Below are 20,344 nucleotides of genomic sequence, written 5' to 3'. Positions count from 1 at the left end.
GATCACCTTCTGGACGCTGTTCATCGGCTTCCACGGCACCTTCCTCGTCCAGCACTGGCTGGGCACCAACGGGATGCAGCGCCGCATACCCGACTACCTGGCCGTGGAGGGCCTGACGCTCCTCAACAGTGTCTCCACGGTCTTCTCCTTCGTGCTCGGCCTGTCCCTGCTGCCCTTCTTCTACAACGTGTGGAAGACGGCCAAGTACGGCAGGAAGGTCGAGGTCGACGACCCGTGGGGCTACGGCCGCTCACTGGAGTGGGCCACGTCCTGCCCGCCGCCGCGGCACAACTTCCTCACGCTGCCGAGGATCCGTTCCGAATCCCCGGCCTTCGACCTGCACCACCCCGGGTTCGGTGCCCCTGAGGAGCGGCAGGTCCCGGCCGGGGCGGGGCAGGGGGCCCTCCGGTGACGGCGCCGGACGGCCCGCAGGACGGGGCGGCGGCCCTGATCAACGAACTGGAGGGCCATCTGCTGATCGCGGCCGCCCTCGGCGAGGGGCGGGCCGAGGCGGGCCGGTTCGCCGGCCGGTTCGACTGGCTCACCGACTCCCGGCGGGCCGAGGTCGAGGAGCGCTTCGCCGAGGAGTACATGGCGCTCGCCCGGCGCTCCTGGCGGCAGACCGCGCACCGCGCCGCCCGCCTCCGGGGCGAGTACGAGGAGGCGTACCGCGTGCTGCGCCGGCGGCTGCTCGCGGTGTGGCTGTCCGCTGCCGCCGCCCTGCTGTGCGCCGCCGCGCTGCTCCTCTCCCTGGCCTGACGTCTCCGGGAGACCGGCCGGGGCGGGGCGCTTCCCGCGGGTGCTCCGGGACGGCCCGCCGGGTCACTCCTCCGCCGACGTACAGTTGATCGTTGAGCGCACGGAGTCGACGGAGAAGGGCAGGACCCATGGCGAATTCCGAAGAGGACCAGGACACGGCCGCGGCGGCGCGGCAGGCGAGGTTCGGCAGCCTGCCGGAGCGGATACGCCCGGAGGACACGGTCCAGGAGGTCCCCGCCACGGATCCGGACCCGGCGAAGGACACGTACGACTCCGACGAGTGGCTCACGCGCAACGTCGGCTGACCTCCCGCCCGGGAGCACACGTCCGTCCGCGGGACCCGGGTCCCGCGGACGATGCCGTCCGGGGCGGCTCGGGCGGCGGTCGCTCGCCGAGCCGTGGTGGGCGGCGCGGCCGACGACTCCCCGCCGGGCCGGCTCGCGCGGCCGTCGGACCCCGCACGGGTCGGCTCCCGCGGCCGTCGCGCCCAGGGGCAGCCGCCCGGGGATCAGTGCTCGTCCGGGCACCAGCCCGCGGGGCGCAGGATTCCGAGCAGCAGCCCGACCAGTTCTTCCACGACCTCGTCGAGGCCGGCCTCGACCCACCCGGCGTTCCAGTCGTACAGCAGTCCGTTCACGCTGCCGATGAAGGCCGCCGCGGCGACCCGGTAGTCCCGGGGCGCCGCCTCTCCGCGCTGCACCGCCGCATCGGCCTCGGCCCGGATGAACGCGACCCAGCGCGCCCGCCGGGTCAGCCGCTGCCGCTCCAGGCGGGGACTGACGCCGACGATCTCGACGAAGGTCACCCGCATACGGCGCGGGTCGGCGGTGACGTCGGCGGCGTAGGCGCGGAAGGCGGCCGTGACGCGTTCGGCGACCGGCCGGCCCTCCGTCGCGGCGAGACCGGACAGGGCGGCCTCCTCGGCCCGGTCGTTGATCCGGAGGTGCAGGGCGGCCAGCACGTCCTCCAGGCTGTGGAACTCCTCGTAGAACTGCCGGGTGGACAGACCGGCCGTCTCGCTCAGCCGCGCGACCGTGGTGCCGTGGTACCCGGGAGCCTCTCCGAACATCCGCAGGCCCGCGTCGAGGAACCGCTCACGGCGCTCGGTCTTGCGCTCCTCGGCCGTCCTGCCCCCGTACCGGCCGGTCGGCGCCCTGAGCCTGCCCGCCACTGAGCCTCCCTCGTCGGTCCGACGGCCAATCCTGTCGTGTCCGGGGTGCCGTGGTGGGCGCCTCCGCCTCCTTACTCAGAAGTAAGCCCTCCGGACCCGCGCGCGGCGGGGTCGCGGGCTAACCGACCGCCGCCGCGGCCCAGTTCGCCAGTTCCGTCCGCGCCGCCGCGAGCAGGGCCGCGGACGGGGCCGACGCACCGTTGGTGACCAGCGCGTAGTGCAGGGTGCCCGTGTCGGAGGCGGTCAGCAGCAGCCTGCGGCTGCCGGTGCCGCCGGGCTCGCGGGCGACCGCGACGGGGGTGCTCCTGGTGTACGCGGGCGGGGTCGCCGTCACGCCGAGGTCGGACACCACGGTCGTAGCGGCCGTCGGGAACGACGCGGGCAGATGCAGCTCGGTCGGCTCGGCGCTGCCGTCCGAACGCCACAGCAGGAGCCCGTACTGCCCGGAGCCCACCAGTTCGGCCGTGCGCGGGAGCGTGCTCGGGACGCGGTTCCAGGTCAGCGTCGTGGAGCCGTCCCGCGAGCGGTCCTCGTACGTGAAGGCGACCGCGCGTCCCGCCGTGGCGCTGGGGTAGATCCGGTCCAGGAGCCGGGCGTCCTGGCGCAGCACGGCCGTGCCCGAGTCGTCGAGGCGGACCGCGGACAGGTCCTCGTCGTTCCAGGCGTCACCGGTGGTGAGCACCTTGCCGGGGTTGCCGTTCATCAGCTCGTGGTGGCGTCCGCTGTAGATGTCCCACTGCCACTGGGTGCCGGACAGCACGGAGCCCGACCGGGCGGGCCCGGACCACCAGCCGGCGCCCGGCACCCGGGAGTCGAGCGCCTGGTACATCGCCTTGAGGACGGTCGGAGCCTTGTCGGAGACGGTGCCGGAGAGAGGGTGGCCGAACTCGCTGACGACCGCCGCCGTACCGGTCGCGGCGGCCCGGTCGCGCACGGTCGCGAAGTCGGTGGCGTACTGCCCGTCGCCCGCCTTGCCCCACATGAAGATGCCGGATATGGCCTTCTGGTCGTAGAAGTGCGTGTTGAACACGTACCGCGGGCCGAGCGTCCCGGCGTCGAGGAGCCCGCCCTCCTGCCTCTGGAAGTCGAGGTTGGCGTTCCAGAAGAGGTTCGGCTCCACGAAGGCGGGCTTGGCCTGCCAGCCCGCCGCGTCCATCCGGGCCCGGAACCGCTCGTGGAACGGCCACAGGACGTCCTTCTCCCAGGCACGGCTGGTCTGGCCCGCGTCGTAGGTGCCCGCGTGCGGTTCGTTGTACGGGTCGAAGCCGACGACGCCCGCGAACTGGGCCTCGGTGAGGTGCCCGCCGATGTACTCCATGACGGCCTCCGCGGTGGCGAGGAATGCGTCCTGGAGTCCGTACCGGTTGTGCCAGAAGTCGTGCGCCGCCCGTGTGACGGCCGCGTTCGACGTGATGTTCTGGCCCCAGAACGGGCAGATGCCGCAGAACTCGTCCGGGTAGTCCCCGGCGGAGACGGCCCACAGGGGCGCGCCGTCTCCGGTGTACCAGCTGTCCGGGTCGAAGAGGTGGCGCGAGTGGAGGTCCTGGTGGAAGTCCGGGTACACCCGGACCCCGGCGTCCAGGAAGGCGCCCATCTGCTCGGTGGCGGCGGCGAGGTACGCGGTGTCGACCTGCCCGCGTACGGGTTCGGCGTACGCCCAGGAGAGCAGGAAGCGCACCGTGTTGCCGCCGCCGAGGGCCCGCAGCGCGGTCGCGGACTTCCTGGCGTCGGCGACCGACGCGAACGGCAGGCCGTGGTTCTCGTCGAGCTTCGCCTCTCCGGAGACGTTGTAGCCCCGCAGCACGACCTCGCGGCCGAGTCCGTCGGTGAAGCGTCCGTCGCGGACGGTCAGGGTCGCCGCGGCGGACGGGTCGAACCACAGCTCGTCGGGGAGGGCGGCGGCGGGCGGGGCTCCGGTGGTCGTCAGGAGGCCGGTGATCAGGACCAGGACGCCGAGCAGATGCGCACGCAACTTCGACATGTACACAACAGTCACGCCGCGCCCGCGGCCCGTCAATAGTCCTGACTTGAGAGTAAGTCACCTTTCCCGCGCGGGAGTCCGACGGCTCAGCCGCCGGTCCTGCGCGTCACGTCGAGGAGGTACTCCTTCCGGTCGAGCGGGTTGTGCCCGGTGCGGGACCGCTCCGGGACCGCACCGCGCGCGACGGGCGCGTAGTGGTCGAAAGCGGACTCCAGGTCGCCCTCGCCGCGGGTCAGGCCGGGCAGCCGCTGCTCCAGGCCGTGCACCGTCGCCGCCGGGACCGTCCCGTCGACGACGCAGACGCCGCCCCGCGTCGTCGTGGTGCGGGGTACGGCACGCAGCGCGGCGAGCACCGGCAGGAGCGCGCCGAGGGTGTCCGAGGGCGCCTCGATCCCGAAGCGGTGGATCGGCTCGTACACCCGGGTGCCGGCCCGCCGCAGCGCGGCCATCAGGACGAGCGGGGTGAGACCGCGGAAGTCCGCCCCCGTGCTCGACATGCTCTTGTCGAACCCCTGGTGGGCGTGGCTCTGTCGGGGCGAGTACCCCGAGTGCGTCATCGTGACCGCGCAGTCGGTGACCCGCCAGCCGTGCAGTCCCTGGCCGAGGGTCTCGCGCACCGAGTCCTCGACCGCCCTGAAGAACGCGTAGGGCATGGAGCCGAGTTCGACCTCCAGCGCGAACCCCACGCCGGAACCCGCCGGTGCCGGATCGACGCGCAGCCCGACCGTCGCGAGGAACGGGTTGGGCTCCTTGCCGTTGAACTCGACGGCCGCGCCGCTCCCGACGGGGCGCTCGGCGCAGATCGTCGTCGTGCCGCGGAACTCGACGTCGAGGCCGAACTCCTCCGCGAGCGTCGCCCCGACGACCTCCTTCTGGACCTCTCCGTAGAGGGAGACGGAGATCTCCTGGCGCTCCTCGTCCCGGCGCAGCCCGATCAGCGGGTCCTGCTCGGCGATCCGGGTCAGGGCCAGGAACAGCGCGCCCGCGTCCTCGGGCCGGAGCGGGCGCACGACGCTCTCCAGCGTCGGCGGCGCGAAGTGGCTCCGCGGCCCGTCCGCGCCGCGCGGCACGCCGATGGTGTCGCCGATCCTGACATCCGTGAGGCCCCACAGCTTGCCGATGCGGCCCGCGCTCACGGACGCCTGCCCGACGGCCGCGCCCCGCTGGAAGACGCTGATGGCGGTGACCTTGCCCTCGCGGGCGACCCCTGCCCGACCGCCCGCGCCGCCGCCCGGACCACCACCGGAACCCCGGGACCCGTCCAGCGCCTCCCGTGCGCCTTGTCCGCCGTGGGCGCCGCCGGCGTCTTGTACGCCTTGTGCGTCCCGCGCCCCCGCGTCGCCGTCGCCGTCGCCGTCCGGACCGTGGTGGCCCGGACCGTGGTCGTCCGGACCCTGGTCGTCCGAACCCTGGCCGTCCGGACCGTCGCCGTCCGGGTCACCGACCGACTCGCCCGGGAGCCCGGTTCCGCCCGGGCCGGGGCGTCCGTCGCCGAAGGGCACCCGGTCCCGGGTGCGCACGGTGCCCGAGAACATCCGGGCGTACGCGATCTTCTCGCCCGCCGGGCCGCGCTCGACCTTGAAGACGGTCCCGGACACCGGGCCGTCGGCCCGGCCCCGTGCCGCGGGGAGCAGTTCCGTGATCCCCGCGACCAGCGCGTCCACGCCCGCGCCCGTCGCGGCCGAACCGGGGAACACCGGGTGGACCAGGGCGCGCCCGGTCTGCTCGGCGAGCGCGGCGCGGACCCGTTCGAAGGAGACCCGGTCCTCGACGTACGAGGCGAGCAGGGCGTCGTCGTTCGTCGACAGGACGTCCAGCATGGCGGGGGTGGGGCCGGTGTGGGCGACCGCGCGGGCGGCCCGGGTGCCCGGCCTGTCGACACGGGCCATGGGCACGATCGCCGGTGTCAGCCGGGCCGCTGTGCCGCGCAGCACCCGTCCGACGTCGGCGCCCCGGCGGTCGATCTTGTTCACGAAGATCAGCGTCGGGATGCGCAGCCGCCGCAGGGTCCGCATCAGGACACGCGTCTGCGCCTGCACGCCCTCCACGGCGGAGATCACGAGGACCGCGCCGTCGAGCACGCCGAGCACCCGTTCCACCTCGGCGATGAAGTCCGGGTGGCCGGGGGTGTCGATCAGATTGACCGCGACGTCGTCGACCTCGAAGGAGACGACGGCGGACTTGATGGTGATGCCGCGCCGGCGCTCCAGCGCGAGGGTGTCGGTCTGTGTGCTGCCGTCGTCGACGCTGCCGATCTCGTCGATGACCCCGGCGGCGTGCAGCAGCCGCTCGGTCAGGCTCGTCTTACCGGCGTCTACGTGCGCCAGGATTCCCAGGTTCAGCGAGTGCACCGCGTGTCATGTCCTTTGTGGCGAGGGGGATTCCTTCCTGGGCGGACATGAACGGTGCGCGCATTGCTGCTCCTTGTGCCTCCGGTGACTGGTCACCCGAAGTGCACCAGCAGGCGGCTCGCGACCGCAACGGATTAACGCTCAACAAATGCCTGCCGCGACACTCGCCCCTCCCGGGACTCGGTCCTAGAGTGACGCCCATCACGTCCGGTGGCTGGATTCCCACGCACGGTTGCCTGGGAGGGCACATGACCCGTATCTCGGTGAAGGTGGACGGCACGACGTACGAGGACGAGGTCGAACCCCGTCTTCTGCTGATCCACTATCTGCGTGACCGGCTCGGTCTGACCGGCACCCCGATCGGCTGCGACACCTCCAACTGCGGTGCCTGCACGGTCGATCTGGACGGCGAGACCGCCAAGAGCTGCTCGGTCCTGGCGGTCCAGTGCGACGGGAGCGTGGTCACCACGGTCCAGGGACTCGCCCAGGACGGGGAGTGGCATCCGCTCCAGAAGGCGTTCCACGAGCGGCACGCCCTGCAGTGCGGGTACTGCACTCCCGGCATGATCATGGCCGCGCGCGACCTGCTCGGTGAGAACCCGGAGCCGAGCGCGGACGACGTGCGGCACGCCCTGGAGGGCAACCTGTGCCGCTGCACCGGCTACCAGAACATCGTGCGCGCTGTCCTCGCGGCGGCCGACGCCGAAGCCGCGTCGAGCGCCGGAGCCTCCGCGTCCTCCGGACGGGAGGTGGCGCCGTGACCGAGCACATCACCGAGTCCGAGGTGGGCCGCTCCCGCCCGCGCAAGGAGGACGCCCGGCTCGTCACCGGACAGACCAACTGGACCGACAACATCGGTGCCACCGGGCTGCTGCACCTGGCCATCCTGCGCAGCCCGATGGCGCACGCGCGCATCGAGCGCGTCGACGTGTCGGCGGCGCTCGAACAGCCCGGTGTCGTCGCCGCGTTCACCGGACGCGACCTCGCTGAAGGCACCGGGTCGCTGCCGTGCGCCTGGCCGGTGACCGAGGACATCGTGCTGCCGGACCACCCGGCCGTCGCCGTGGACGAGGTGCGGTACGCGGGCGACCCCGTGGCGGTCGTCGTGGCCCGCGACCGGTACGCGGCCGCCGACGCCCTGGAGGCGATCGAGGTCGACTACACGCCCCTGCCGCCGGTGCTCGACCTGGAGGACGCGCTCACCGACAACTCGCCGCTGGTCCACGAGGAGCACGGCACCAACCGCAGCTACGTGTGGCCGATGGCCACCGGCGAGGACTACGGGACCGTCAAGGGCCGCGCCGACGTCGTGCTCACCCGCCGCTACGTCCAGCAGCGGCTGATCCCCAACGCGATGGAGCCGCGCGCGGTCGTCGTCACCCCGCTCGACGCGTCCGGTGAGTACACCGTGTACTCGGCGACCCAGGTGCCGCACGTCCTGCGGGTGATGCTGTCCATGGTCACCGGGGTCCCCGAGCACAAGCTCCGGGTCGTCGCCCCGGACGTGGGCGGCGGCTTCGGATCCAAACTGCAGGTGTACGGCGAGGAGGTCGTCGCGCTCGTCGTCGCCAGGCGCCTGGGGCGGCCGGTCAAGTGGACCGAGTCCCGCTCCGAGGGGCACCTCGCCACGCACCACGGACGCGGGCAGATCCAGGACATCGAGATCGCCGCCACCCGCGAGGGCAGGCTGCTCGGCCTCAAGGTCGACCTGCTGGCCGACATGGGCGCGTACCTGATGCTGGTCACGCCGGGCATCCCCATCCTCGGCGCCTTCATGTACCCGGCGATCTACAAGATGGACGCGTACGAGTTCCGCTGCACGGGCGTCTTCACGACCCGTACGCCCACGGACGCGTACCGGGGCGCGGGACGCCCCGAGGCCACGTACGCCATTGAGCGGATCATGGACGAACTTGCCGTCGAACTCGGCCTGGACCCGGTGGAGTTGCGGCGCCGGAACTGGATCGGGCACGAGGAGTTCCCGTACACGTCGATCGCCGGTCTCACCTACGACAGCGGCAACTACGAGGCCGCGACGGACAAGGCGCTCGCGCTGTTCGGCTACGACGAGCTGCGCGCCGAGCAGGCCAAGCGCAACGAGAGCGGCGACTCCGTGCGGCTCGGCATCGGAGTGTCCATCTACACCGAGATGTGCGGGCTGGCGCCGAGCCGGGTGCTGCGGGACCTGCGGTACGCGGCCGGCGGCTGGGAGGCGGCCGGCATCCGCATGCTGCCCACCGGCAAGGTCGAGGTGGTCACCGGTACCAGCCCGCACGGGCAGGGCCACGAGACGTGCTGGAGCCAGATCGCCGCCGATGTGCTCGGGGTGCCCTTCGAGGACATCGAGGTCGTGCACGGGGACACCAGGTCGGCGCCGCAGGGCATGGACACCTACGGCTCGCGGTCGCTGGTCGTGGGCGGCGCCGCGGTCCACCACGCGGCGGAGAAGGTCGTCGGCAAGGCGCGCAAGGTCGCCGCGCATCTGCTCGAAGCCGCCGAGCAGGACCTGGAGTTCACACACGGGGTGTTCTCCGTGAAGGGCTCGCCCGAGGCGCGCAGGACCATCCAGGAGGTCGCCTTCGAGACGTTCTCCTCGCACGACCTGCCCGACGGCATGGAGCCGACGATCAACGCCGAGTACCTGCTCGACCCGGAGAACTTCTCCTATCCGCACGGCACGCACCTGTGCGCGGTCGAGGTCGACACGGAGACCGGCCGGACCTCGATCCGCTCGTACGTCTGCGTCGACGACGTCGGCCGGGTCGTCAACCCGATGATCGTCGAGGGCCAGGTCCACGGCGGGCTCGCGCAGGGCATCGCGCAGGCGCTCTACGAGGAGGCGGTGTACGACGACGAGGGCAACCTGGTCTCCGGCTCCCTGGCCGACTACCTGGTGCCCTCGGCGCCCGACCTGCCCGAGTTCACGACCGGCCGCACCGAGACACCGGCCACCTCGAACCCGTTGGGGGTCAAGGGAGTCGGCGAGGCCGGCACGATCGCCTCCACCCCCGCCGTCGTCAACGCGATCGTGGACGCCCTGCGGCCACTGGGCGTCCGGGACGTGGCGATGCCCTGCTCGCCGGGGCGGGTCTGGGAGGCACTTCAGTCGGCCCGTACGGGCGAGGAGGCTCCGTCGTCATGATTCCACCGGCATTCGACTACGTCAGGCCCGCCGGCGTCGAGGAGGCCGTGGGCGCGCTCGCCTCCGGCGGCGAGGACGCCAAGGTGCTGGCGGGCGGGCAGAGCCTGCTGCCGCTGCTGCGGCTGCGGCTCGCGTTCCCCCGGCTCGTCGTCGACGTGGGCCGGATACCCGGTCTGCGCGGGGTGCGCGAGGAGGGCGGGACCCTGGTCGTCGGCGCCCTGACCACGCACCACGACGTGGTCGCCGATCCGCTGGTACGCCGCCACGCCGGGCTCCTCGCCGCGGCCACCGCCAAGGTCGCCGATCCGGCCGTACGGCACCGGGGCACCCTGGGCGGCTCGCTCGCGCACGCCGACCCCGCCGGGGACCTGCCCGCGGTGGTCCTCGCGCTGGAGGCCGAACTGGTGGCGGTCGGGCCGCACGGCAGGCGGAGCATCCCGGCCAGGGAGTTCTTCGTCGACTACCTCCAGACCTCGCTGCGGCCCGACGAACTGCTCGTCGAGATACGGCTGCCGAAGACGGACGCCGCGGACGGCTGGGGCTTCCACTACGAGAAGTTCAGCCGGGTGGCGCAGGCCTGGGCCATGGTCGGCGTCGCGGCCCTGGTGCGGCGCGCCGACGGGCACATCGCGGAGGCGCGGATCGGCCTGACCAACATGGGGCCGACCCCGGTGCGGGCGACGGCGGTCGAGCGGGCGCTCGCGGGCGCGGGCGCGGACGGTGTGGCGCGCGCAGCCCAGTCCGCGGCCGAGGGCACCCGGCCGTCCGGCGACCCGTCCGCCTCCCCGGAGTACCGGGCCCATCTGGCCCGTGTGCTGACGCGGCGTTCGGTGCTGGCCGCCGCGGGGATGGGGTGACGCCCATCCCACGGGACGACGCGGAGCAGCCGCGCGCGGGTGGTCCGTCCCGGGACGGGGCGGAGCACCCGCGCGCGCGCCGACCGGGGTCCGGGGGCCCGCTGCCGGAGGCCGGGGACGGCCGGGACGGCCTGCCGGGCGGGACGCCGGGGGCACGGTCCGGCCCGTCCGACGACACGCGGGACGGCGGGCCCGAGGGGCGGAGCGGGTCGGCCGGAGCGCGGGGCGGTGGGCGGGTGGCGGACGGGCCGGGGGGCTCGTGGGGTGGGCCGGTGTGGCCGGCCGGGCCGGACGACGTGCGGGCCGGGCTGGAGAAGACCGGGTACCTGGTCGACGAGGGGCTGGCCGTCGCCTGCTTCCTGGCGCTGAGGCTGCGCCGGCCGATCTTCTGCGAGGGCGACGCCGGTGTGGGGAAGACCTCCCTCGCGTCGGCGCTCGCCGCGCTGCTCGGCGCCCCGCTGATCCGGCTCCAGTGCCACGAGGGCATCGACGCCTCGCAGGCGCTCTACGACTGGGACTTCCCTCGCCAGTTGCTGCACCTGAGGGCGGCGGAGGCGGCGGGTGCCACCGACGCGGAGCGCCTGGAGGGCGAACTGTACGGGCGCCGCTTCCTCGTCGCACGACCGCTGCTGCGGGCCCTGGAGACGGAGCCGTGCGTCCTGCTCGTCGACGAGATCGACCGCGCCGACGACGAGTTCGAGGCGCTGCTGCTGGAGCTGCTGTCCGAGTACACGGTCACGGTGCCCGAACTCGGCACGCTGCGAGCCCAGTCGCCGCCGGTCGTGGTGCTCACGTCGAACAGGACCCGAGAGGTGCATGACGCGCTCAAGCGCCGCTGCCTCTACCACTGGTTCGACCATCCCGGGTTCGCCCGTGAACTGGCCATCGTGCGCGGCAGGTTGCCGGACGTGACGGAACGGCTGGCCGAGCAGGTGACCGCGCTCGCACAGGCGCTGCGGGCCCAGGACCTGGTGAAGCCGCCGGGTGTCGCGGAGACCATCGACTGGGCGATGGCCCTGGACGCGCTGGGCGCCACGGAGGTGGACGCCGAGCTGGCGGTGGCGACGCTGGGATCGGTGCTGAAGTACCGCGAGGACCTTGAACGGGCCCGCGGACTCGACCTGTCGGCCGTGCTCGCCGCGCGCGGGGTGTGAGGCGGCGTGCGGGAGGGGTGGCGGCGGTCGTGGGACCCCGTGGGCGGAGGGACGGAGGTCCGCCCGCCGGCGCGCGGCGAGGAGTGGACGGCCGCGGACGGGCCCGCCGTGCTGGTGGGTCTCGCCCGCGCCCTGCGTGCCGCCGGGGTCGAGGCGGGTCCCGACCGCGTCGAGGCGTTCCTCGGCGCCCTCGACGTACTGCGGCCCGCGGTGCGCTCCGACGTCTACTGGTCGGGACGCCTCACGCTCTGCGGCGCTCCCGACGACGTGGAGCGGTACGACCGGGTGTTCGCCGCATACTTCGGCGACGCGGTGTCCGGCGGACGGCCGGCTCGTGCCGCCGCGCCAGCCCGGTCCCGGGTGCCGGTCCGGGCCGCGGCGGCCGGTGACCGTACGAGGTCGGCGGGCGACGGGGACGCCGTGCCCACGGCCGCCCTCGCCGCCACGACCGAGGTGCTGCGGCACCGCGACGTCGCCGCGCTCAACGCGGCCGAGCGGGACCAACTGCGGCGCCTGCTGGCCGCGTTCACCCTGCCGGGCGAGCCGCGCAGGACGGCTCGGCTGCGGCCTGACCGGCGCGGGACCGTCGACCCGCGGCGCACCGTGCGCGAGATGCTGCGGCGCGGCGGCGAGCCCGCGCCGCCGCGGCTGCGCGACCGGACCGAACGGCCGCGCCGGGTCGTGCTGCTGGTGGACGTGAGCGGTTCCATGGCGGCGTACGCGGACGCGCTGCTGCGGTTCGCGCACGCGGCGAGCCGGGGCGGCGGCGCCCGTACCGAGGTGTTCACGATCGGGACACGGCTGACCCGGGTGACGCGCGAACTGACGCACCGCGATCCGGACACGGCGATGGCCGCGGTCGCCGCCGCCGTGCCGGACTGGCGCGGCGGCACCCGGCTCGGCGAGCTGCTGCGGGCGTTCCTCGACCGCTGGGGCGCTCGCGGCATGGCGCGCGGCGCGGTCGTGGTGGTGCTGTCGGACGGCTGGGAGCGTGGCGATCCGGAACTGCTCGCGGAGCAGATGCGACGCTTGCGGCGGCTGGCTCACCGGGTCGTCTGGGCCAACCCGCGCAAGGCCCGCCCCGGTTACGCGCCGCTGGCGACCGGGATGGCGGCGGCGCTGCCGAGCGTGGACGCGTTCGTCGAGGGGCACAGCCTGGCCGCGCTGGAACGTCTGGCCGCGGTGGTGAGAGGAGTGGACGATGCGTGAGATCCTCCCGGCGCTCGACCGGTGGTACGCGGAGGGCTCACCCTTCGGTCTGGCCACGGTCGTCGCCGTCAGCAGGAGCGCGCCCAGGGACCCGGGCGCCGCCATGGCCGTGGGTCCCGGCGACGAGGTCGTGGGCAGCGTGTCCGGCGGCTGCGTGGAGGGGGCGGTCTTCGAACTGGCCCGTGAGGTCGTGGAGTCGGGCGAGGCGCGGCTGGAGACCTTCGGGTACAGCGACGAGGACGCGTTCGCGGTCGGGCTGACCTGCGGAGGGGAGATCGCCCTGCTCGTACGGCCGGTGACGCCCGCCCTCGACCCCACGTTCGGGGCGGTCGCCGAGTCGGTGGCCGCGGGCCGCCCGGTGACGGTGGCGACGGTGGTCGACGGCCCCGCACGGCGCGGCGCGACCCTCGCCGTCTGGGAGGACGGGGTGTCCGGCACGCTCGGCACCACGGGCCTGGACGTGGCCGTGACCGCCGACGCGCGGGGCGAACTGGCCCTGGGAGCCACGGGCCGGCGGCACTACGGTCCACGCGGCGAGCGGCGCGAGGACACGGTGACGGTGTTCCTGCACTCCTTCGCTCCCCCGCCGCGCATGCTGGTCTTCGGGGCGATCGACTACGCGGCGGCGGTGGCCCGGATCGGCGACTTCCTGGGCTACCGGGTCACGGTGTGCGACGCGCGCCCGGTCTTCGCCACTCCCAAGCGCTTCCCGACGGGCGTCGAGGTGGTCGTGGAGTGGCCGCACCGCTATCTGCAGTCCACGGACACCGACGGGCGCACGGTGATCTGCGTCCTCACGCACGACCCCAAGTTCGACGTGCCGCTGCTGGAGGAGGCGCTGCGCCGGCCGGCCGCGTACATCGGCGCGATGGGCAGCAGGCGGACCCACGACGACCGGATGAAACGGCTCCTCGACGCGGGGCTGAGCGCGGACGAACTGGCCAGGCTGCGTTCGCCGGTCGGCCTCGACCTCGGGGCGCGGACACCCGAGGAGGTGGCCGTGTCGGTCGCCGCCGAGATCGTCGCGCTGCGCTGGGGCGGCAGCGGCACCCCGCTGATGGCGACGGGCGGGGCGATCCATCCTCCGGGGCGCCGGCCCGCGGGAGGGCCCGCGCAGGACGGGTGATCCGCTGAGCAGGCGGGCGGGCGTGGGACCCGAGGGGAGACGCACGCAGGAGTGCCTGTCGGGCCCGCACGCCGATCTGCTCCGAGAGCTCGCCCGCCTGGGCCCGCACCGTCTGCGCGGTCGGCCTCAGCCCGCCGACGGCTGCGCCTCCCACGGCCGAGGTCCCGTGCCCTCGTGCCAGTGCCGCAGTTGCCGACCGTCGACGCACACGATGCCGCACTGCTCCGCGTATTCGAGCGCGGGGGCGGTGAAGTCGCTGGTGGTCACCACGGCGGCGACGTCGGCGCCGTGGACGGTGAAGCAGGTGCCACCGAAGCGCTGCAGGTCCTGGGAGCCGACCCGGTTGCCGTCGCAGTACCGCTTGCACTGGATGACGACCGTGCGCCCGTCCGGCGTCCTCGCCACGACGTCGGCGCCCAGGTCCCCGGCCCCGCCCACGACATCCACGTCGAGGCAGCCGTCGCGCCGGCACAGTTCGGCCACCGCCTGCTCGAACTCGTCCGGGTCCAGGTCCTCATGGGCGATCTCCACCGTGTCCGCGGGCGCCTCGGGCACGCTCTCCGGCACGCGCTCGGGCAGCACGACGGTGGGATCCGTGCCGAGGCCGCCGCCGCAGGCGCCGGCCCCGGCGGGGACCAGGGCCACTGCGGGGGCCGGTGACGCCGCGTCGAGCGCTTCGACCGCCGTCTGCGTGGCTTCGTCCAGGGCAGCGGCCGCGCGGCGCGCGATCGCCGCCGCCGATATGCGGCGCTTCCCGCGGCAGCCGGCCATGACGGCACCGACGCACACAAGGGCGAGCGCCAGGGCCCAGGCGGGACGGTGCGCCGCGGCCGCGGCCGTGGTGCGGGCGGCCGCGCCCACCAGGGCGATGATGACCGCGAGGAGGGCGAAGTAGAGGGCCGTCGCCCGGAGTTCGAACCGGCGGGATCGACGCGCGGTACGCCGGGCACGTGCGGGAACGGCCATGGTGATGTTTCCTCCCCTGGGACGCCGAACGAAGATCAATTCGCGTCTTCCCAGGCAGCGGCCGTTCTACCGTGCTCCTTCGTGCACCCCGTCGTCCGGCCCGACGGCAGGCGCGGGCTCGGAAGGACGGCACGCCTCCGAGTGACTCGCCGTCTCAGCCGTCTCAGCCGTCTCAGTATGAGGGGCATGCGGGCAGTCTTCGACGTGCCTACGGCAGCCCGAGCACCGGGATCTCGGCCCATACCTGCTTGCCGCCGCTGACCGGGACGGTTCCCCAGGACGCGGACAGGGCCTCGACGAGGAGGATGCCGCGACCGCCCGTGGCCTCCCAGCCGATGCTCGTGGGCTTGATGGGCGTGCGCGGGGACACGTCGGCGACGGCCACGCGCAGCCGGTTGCCGATCAGGGTGAGGTCGAGGCGGACCTTGCCGTCGGTGTGCACGAGGGCGTTGGTGACCAGTTCGGAGACGATCAGCAGGACGGCGTCGGGCTCCTCCTTGATCCCCCAGGAGCGCAGGGTGCGCCGGGTGAAGCGGCGGGCGTGCCGGACGGCCTCCGGCACGCGCCACACCGTCCAGCTCTCCCGCAGGGGCCTCGTGGCCATGCCGTCGTAGCGCATGAGGAGCAGGGCCACGTCGTCGCTGCGGTTGGCGCCGGCCAGCAGGGCGTCGGCGACGAGCCCGAGGTGGGCGGGATCGGCGGTGGCGAGCTGTGCCGCAAGTCCGCGCAGACCGTCCTCCATGTCGAGTTCCGCGGACTCGACGAGGCCGTCCGTGGTCAGCGCCAGGAGCGTGCCGGGCTGGAGCGGCAGCGGGCTCATCGGGTAGTCGGCCTGCGTGATCACGCCGAGCGGTGGGCCGCCCTCGGTGACGATGATCTCGGTTGAGCCGTCCGGGTGACGCAGGACGGGCGGCAGGTGTCCGGCGCGTACGCACCAGGCCGTGCCCTCCGCCATGTCGACGTCGACGTAGCAGCAGGTCGCGAAGAGATCGGTCTCCATGTCCATGAGGAGCCGGTTGGCGTGCGAGACCACGACGTCCGGCGGGTGCCCCTCGACGGCGTACGCGCGCAGCGCGGTGCGCATCTGGCCCATCAGGGTGGCCGCGCCCGCGTTGTGGCCCTGGACGTCCCCGATCACCAGGGCGACGTGGTTGTCGGGCAGCGGGATCACGTCGTACCAGTCGCCGCCGACCTCCAGGCCGGCCGTGGTGGGCAGGTAGCGGGCGACGGCGACCGCTCCGGGCAGCTGCGGCAGCCTGCGGGGCAGCAGGGTGCGCTGGAGCATGCCGACGAGCTCGTGCTCGGCGTCGAAGGCGTGGGCCCGCATCAGGGCCTGGCCCGCGAGGCCGGCGGAGGCGGTGAGCAGGGCGCGCTCGTCGGGGCCGAAGTCGTGCGGTGTGTCCCAGCCGATCAGGCAGGCGCCCGCCATCCGGCCGCCGGCGGGCAGCGGCAGCACGGCCAGGCCGCCGGGGCCGACGTCCGCGAGCGCGGGCTCCAGCGGGCTCCCGGCGGGCCAGACCGACGCGCGGCCCTCGCGCAGGGCGGCGGCCAGGGTCGGCATGGTGCGCACCGGCGCGTCGGGCCATTCGGTGCGCCACTCGGTGCGCCACACCTCGGGCCAGGCCTCGGGCTCGGGCGGGTCGAGGACGGTGACGACCAGGCGGTCGCCCTCCAGCTCGGCCAGGGCGATCCGGTCGGCCATCAGGGGCCTGCGCAGGGCGGTCACGACGGCCTGGCCGACGTCGCGGACGGTGCCCGCGGTGGCGAGGGCGGCGGCGAGGCGCTGGACGCGGGCCACCTCGTTGCCGCCGGAGCGCAGCTTCGAGGCGTCGGTGACGGTGCCCACCAGCCGGGACGGCCGTCCGTCGGCGGCGGGCAGCAGCCGGGCGCGCAGCCGGAGCCACTTCTGCTCCCCGGAGGGCTGGAGGATGCGGAACTCCAGCTCGCGCTCCCCGATGGACATGTGGTCCGACTCCACCACGGACATCAGCGCGGGCAGGTCCTCCGGCACGGTCATGCCGAGGAGGGTCTCGACCTTGCCGTCGAAGTCGGCGGGGCCGAGCCCGAACGCCTGGAGCAGCTCGCTGTCGGCCTCCACGTGCCCGGAGTCCATGGCCAGGCTGAACGAGCTGCTGGGCAGTTCCTCCGGCTCGCCGCCGCCCGCGGTCTGCGGGAAGGAGACGGCCCTGGCGAGGGTCTCCAGGCAGGCGCGGTCCTCCGGGTCGAAGCCGGTCCCGGCCTCGCTCACGACGACGAGGCAGCCGCCGCCTCGCGGGTCGGGGGGCAGCGGTACGACGCCGAGGCAGAAGTCCCCCGCGGGCGCCGGGCGCGCGCCCTGCCCGGGGGCCGTTTCGTCGGGGCCGAGCCACAGGGGGTGCCCGAGCCGGTAGGCGTCCGCCGTGGGCGAGCCGCCGGCGAGCGGGTAGCTGTCGCGCAGTCCGTACAGGGCCCGCGGCACGCCCGCGGTGTCGATCAGGCAGAGCTGGTCGCCGCCGCCGCCCGGGGCGTACACCGCGGCGAGCGTGGCACCACTGAAAACGAGCGTCTGTTCGAGGACGCTTCTCAGCCGTTCGGGGGAGCCGAGGTCGTCCTGGACCAGCGTGAGGGCAAGGTCGACACGCAGCGTTCTCGTTCTGCGTTCCGCAGCGCCCTCACTGACCACGTCCGTCATTACAGCGCGTCCCGGACTCCGGCGCAGCCCCTGTGACCGTTCGGAGCTTGGGCCCGGGTGTCCGGAAATCCCCTGCGACCGCGTGCCGTGACCCGTGCGTTCCTCACGGTGATCACGTGGCGGTGGTGACCGGACCGGCCTCCGGCCCGCCGGAACTCCCGTCGTGGAGCCGCCGAGGGGAGCCGACCGGCGGGCGGTACGAGGTCCGCGCACCGGCCGACCAGCGCCTCCACGAGCCGCCCGGCCGGCGGGGCGCGGCGCCGGAGAGGCCGCCCCCGTCTGCGCGACGGCCCGCGGGCGGCCCCGCCGGTGGCGTTCGGCAGGGATCGGCGACCGGCCGCCACCGGCGCCGGGTCAGCCAGGTGGGCGGGTCCCGAACGGGACCCCGCAGCGAGGAACCGGCCAACGCGGTGCGCGGGAGCGCAAGGCGAGCGTCGGGCGCCCCCCTGCCACGCGACGCAGGCGGCACTCGCGGGCACCCGGGACCGGGGTCGGCCCGGGACCCCGCGCGATCCGTGGCCGGTCCGCTCGCCGTGCGGGAACGGCGGTCGCGGGAGAGCCTTGATCCCTGGACTCCTTCGCGCGCCGTGGGAGGAGGTGGCCGGCGTGTCCGACTGGCAGGCGTCCGGGCCCGCGCCCGACGCCGCCCCGCCCGATGCCGACCCGCCAGACGCCTCCCCGCCCGCGGTCGGCAGGCCGATGCTCTCCCTCACGCTCGCCGCCCTCATGGACGCCGTGCACGCGCACTCGGGGGCGGTGTACCTGCTGACCCCCGACGAACCGGTGCTGGAGATGGCGGTGATGGCCGGGCTGCCGAGGGCGTTCGCGGCCCCCTGGGAGCGGATGGGGCTGAGCGCGCCGATCCCGGTGGCCCGGGCGGCCCGCGACCGGCGCCTCGTCTGGGTGAGCGGGGAGGAGGAGATGGCCCGCCACTTCCCGCGCATCGCCGTCGTCCTGCCCTACCCGTTCGCCCTGGCCGCGCTGCCGGTCGCGACCGACAGGGCCACGTACGGGGCGATCTTCGTGACCTGGCCCGGCAGCCATCCGCCGGAGCTGGCCGAGTGGGAGCGGGAACACCTCACGGCGGCCTGCGACCGGCTCGCGTTGCGTCTGGAGCGGGCGGTCGAGTCGGGCAGGCCGCTGCACTCCGAGCCCGACCTGCTGGCCCCGGCGCCGGTCACCACGGTGGCGGGCACCCTCGGCACGGTCGAGGCAGCGCGGATGGTGGCCCGGCTCCCGTACGGGCTGTGCGCGCTCGACCTGCACGGCCGGGTGAGCTTCGCCAACACGGCCGCGGCCACACTCCTCGGCGTGCCCGTCAGCGGGCTGCTGGGCTCGCAGCTCTGGGCGTGCGTCCCGTGGCTGAACGACCCGGTCTACGAGGACCGCTACCGTGCCGCGCTCCTCAGCCAGCAGGTGACCTCGTTCGTCGCGCTGCGCCCGCCCTCGGACTGGCTGTCCTTCCGGCTGTATCCCAGCGAGAGCGGCCTGAGCGTGCGCATCAGCAGGGCCCGGGCCGTCGCACGGGCCGGCGGCTCGGGGCTGCTCCCCGCGGAGACCGGGACGCGGCTCGTCACCATCTCGCAGGTGCTGAGCCTGGCGGGGGCGCTGACCGAGGCGGTGGGCGTGGAGGACGTCGTGCAGCTCGTCGCGGACGAGATCGCGCCCGCCGTCGGCAGCCAGGCCCTGGTGCTGCTGGCCGCGCAGGCCGGCCGGCTGCACGTCCTCGGCCACCGCGGCTACCCGGACCCGCACATCGTGGAGCGCTTCGACGGGATGCCGCTCACCGAGCCGACGCCCAGCGCCCACTCGCTCACCAGCGGGCTGCCCGCCTTCTTCGACACCCGCCAGCAGCTGGAGCGCCTGTACCCGATGCGGCACGCCACGCCCGACGGCATGGGCGCCTGGGCGTATCTGCCGCTCATCGCGTCCGGGCGGCCGGTGGGCACCTGCGTCCTCGCGTACGCCGAACCCCACACCTTCCCCGCCGACGAGCGCGCCGTCCTGACCAGCCTCAGCGGGCTGATCGCCCAGGCCCTCGAACGCGCCCGGCTGTACGACGCCAAGCACCGGCTCGCGCACGGGCTGCAGGCCGCGCTGCTGCCGCACTCGCTCCCCGCGCTGCCCGGTGTCGAGGCGGCCGCCCGCTATCTGCCCGCCACCCAGGGGATGGAGATCGGCGGCGACTTCTACGACCTGGTGCCCACCTCGGGCATGACGGCGGCGGTGATCGGGGACGTGCAGGGGCACAACGTCACCGCGGCCGGGCTCATGGGGCAGATCCGCACCGCGGTGCGCGCGTACACGACGGTCGGCCAGTCCCCGGGCGAGGTCATGAGCAGCACCAACAGGCTGCTGATCGACCTGGGGAGCGAACTGTTCGCGAGCTGTGTGTACCTGCGGCTGGACCCGGCGAACGACGTGGCCGTGATGGCCCGTGCCGGGCACCCCCCGCCCCTGCTCCGGCGGCCGGACGGGAACGTGCGCGTGCTCGACCTGGCGGGCGGGCCGCTGCTCGGCATCGACGCGGACGCCGTCTATCCGACGACCGAGGTGGCGTTCCCGCCGGGTTCGCTGCTGGCCCTCTACACGGACGGGCTGGTCGAGTCCCCCGGTGTCGACATCGAGGACTCGCTCGCCGGGCTCGCGGAACGGCTCAGCGCCATCGGCGACCTGTCGCTGGACCGGACCGCCGACGAGTTGGTGGAGTTGAGCGGCACGGCGCAGGAGCGGGGCGACGACGTGGCCCTGCTCCTGCTGCGCGCGCGACGGACTTGAGGACCGGCTTCGGCCGTGACCTGACCGGCGGAGTCGGCACGTGTCCGTGCGCGGGGCGGCCGGGGGACGTGTCCGTGAGCCGCGCGGCCGGGCACGTGTCCGTGCGCCGGGCGGCCGGGGAACGTGTCCGTGAGCCGCGCGGCCGGGGACGTGTCCGTGCGCCGGGGCGGTTCCGGGAG

Annotated in this window: 15 protein-coding genes; 10 read left to right on the top strand and 5 right to left on the bottom strand. The window is 74.3% G+C overall.

The window, feature by feature from the left end:
* From IE265_RS36365 to IE265_RS36355, 3 genes are all read left to right on the top strand, one after another.
* Nucleotides 1–412 (top strand): cbb3-type cytochrome c oxidase subunit I (locus IE265_RS36365; RefSeq protein ID WP_373303108.1); only part of this gene is annotated, 412 nt, incomplete at its 5' end.
* On the top strand, nucleotides 409–759 hold the full coding sequence (locus tag IE265_RS36360; protein WP_229916938.1) for a hypothetical protein: 351 nt from the start codon (nucleotides 409–411) through the stop codon (nucleotides 757–759). The genes IE265_RS36365 and IE265_RS36360, both read left to right, overlap by 4 nt.
* 128 nt (nucleotides 760–887) lie before the next feature.
* Complete coding sequence (locus tag IE265_RS36355) at nucleotides 888–1,064, top strand: hypothetical protein (protein WP_190040059.1); 177 nt, start codon at nucleotides 888–890, stop codon at nucleotides 1,062–1,064.
* A gap of 203 nt (nucleotides 1,065–1,267) precedes the next feature.
* Here IE265_RS36355 and IE265_RS36350 read toward each other — a convergent pair whose 3' ends face one another.
* The 3 genes from IE265_RS36350 to IE265_RS38870 all read right to left on the bottom strand — a co-directional run bounded on the left by IE265_RS36350 (nucleotide 1,268) and on the right by IE265_RS38870 (nucleotide 6,262).
* On the bottom strand, nucleotides 1,268–1,930 hold the full coding sequence (locus IE265_RS36350; protein WP_190040058.1) for a TetR/AcrR family transcriptional regulator: 663 nt from the start codon (nucleotides 1,928–1,930) through the stop codon (nucleotides 1,268–1,270).
* Nucleotides 1,931–2,048: 118 nt separating this feature from the next.
* Entirely contained in the window at nucleotides 2,049–3,911 is a 1,863-nt protein-coding gene (locus tag IE265_RS36345; protein ID WP_190040057.1) for a cellulase family glycosylhydrolase, read from the bottom strand.
* An 86-nt stretch (nucleotides 3,912–3,997) separates the two neighbouring features.
* Entirely contained in the window at nucleotides 3,998–6,262 is a 2,265-nt protein-coding gene (locus IE265_RS38870; RefSeq protein ID WP_229916937.1) for an elongation factor G, read from the bottom strand.
* Between the two features lie 248 nt (nucleotides 6,263–6,510).
* Here IE265_RS38870 and IE265_RS36330 point away from each other — a divergent pair, with 248 nt between their 5' ends.
* The 6 genes from IE265_RS36330 (at nucleotide 6,511) to IE265_RS36305 (ending at nucleotide 13,750) form a co-directional block, all read left to right on the top strand.
* Nucleotides 6,511–7,023 (top strand): (2Fe-2S)-binding protein, encoded by a 513-nt coding sequence (locus tag IE265_RS36330; RefSeq protein WP_190040056.1) that lies wholly within the window; start codon nucleotides 6,511–6,513, stop codon nucleotides 7,021–7,023.
* On the top strand, nucleotides 7,020–9,404 hold the full coding sequence (locus IE265_RS36325; protein WP_190040055.1) for a xanthine dehydrogenase family protein molybdopterin-binding subunit: 2,385 nt from the start codon (nucleotides 7,020–7,022) through the stop codon (nucleotides 9,402–9,404). The genes IE265_RS36330 and IE265_RS36325 overlap by 4 nt, the downstream gene beginning before the upstream one ends.
* The gene (locus IE265_RS36320) at nucleotides 9,401–10,261 is read left to right on the top strand and encodes an FAD binding domain-containing protein (protein ID WP_190040054.1); all 861 of its coding nucleotides are present in this window, start codon (nucleotides 9,401–9,403) and stop codon (nucleotides 10,259–10,261) included. The genes IE265_RS36325 and IE265_RS36320 overlap by 4 nt, the downstream gene beginning before the upstream one ends.
* Before the next feature lie 272 nt (nucleotides 10,262–10,533).
* A complete protein-coding gene (locus tag IE265_RS36315; RefSeq protein WP_229916936.1) occupies nucleotides 10,534–11,415 on the top strand; it encodes an AAA family ATPase in 882 nt (293 codons plus the stop codon).
* A 39-nt stretch (nucleotides 11,416–11,454) separates the two neighbouring features.
* Nucleotides 11,455–12,624 carry a vWA domain-containing protein gene (locus IE265_RS36310; RefSeq protein ID WP_190040053.1) on the top strand — a complete coding sequence of 390 codons (1,170 nt, stop codon included), beginning with the start codon at nucleotides 11,455–11,457 and terminating at the stop codon, nucleotides 12,622–12,624.
* Complete coding sequence (locus IE265_RS36305; protein WP_190040052.1) at nucleotides 12,617–13,750, top strand: XdhC family protein; 1,134 nt, start codon at nucleotides 12,617–12,619, stop codon at nucleotides 13,748–13,750. Before IE265_RS36310 ends, IE265_RS36305 begins: the two co-directional genes overlap by 8 nt.
* Nucleotides 13,751–13,876: 126 nt before the next feature.
* Here the strand turns inward: IE265_RS36305 and IE265_RS36300 are convergent, their stop codons facing one another.
* Nucleotides 13,877–14,716, bottom strand: coding sequence for a restriction endonuclease (locus tag IE265_RS36300; protein ID WP_190040051.1), 840 nt, complete (start codon nucleotides 14,714–14,716; stop codon nucleotides 13,877–13,879).
* Nucleotides 14,717–14,924: 208 nt separating this feature from the next.
* The gene (locus IE265_RS36295) at nucleotides 14,925–17,387 is read right to left on the bottom strand and encodes a SpoIIE family protein phosphatase (protein ID WP_190040050.1); all 2,463 of its coding nucleotides are present in this window, start codon (nucleotides 17,385–17,387) and stop codon (nucleotides 14,925–14,927) included.
* 597 nt (nucleotides 17,388–17,984) lie between these two features.
* On the opposite strand from IE265_RS36295, the gene IE265_RS36290 reads away from it, so the two are divergent.
* Entirely contained in the window at nucleotides 17,985–20,165 is a 2,181-nt protein-coding gene (locus tag IE265_RS36290) for a SpoIIE family protein phosphatase (RefSeq protein WP_190040061.1), read from the top strand.
* Nucleotides 20,166–20,344 lie beyond the last annotated feature (179 nt).

It is taken from the genome of Streptomyces fructofermentans, from assembly GCF_014651055.1.
Taxonomy (GTDB): domain Bacteria; phylum Actinomycetota; class Actinomycetes; order Streptomycetales; family Streptomycetaceae; genus Streptomyces; species Streptomyces fructofermentans.
Note: the sequence above shows the minus strand (reverse complement) of the source record. Positions and strands in the feature narration are given on the sequence as shown.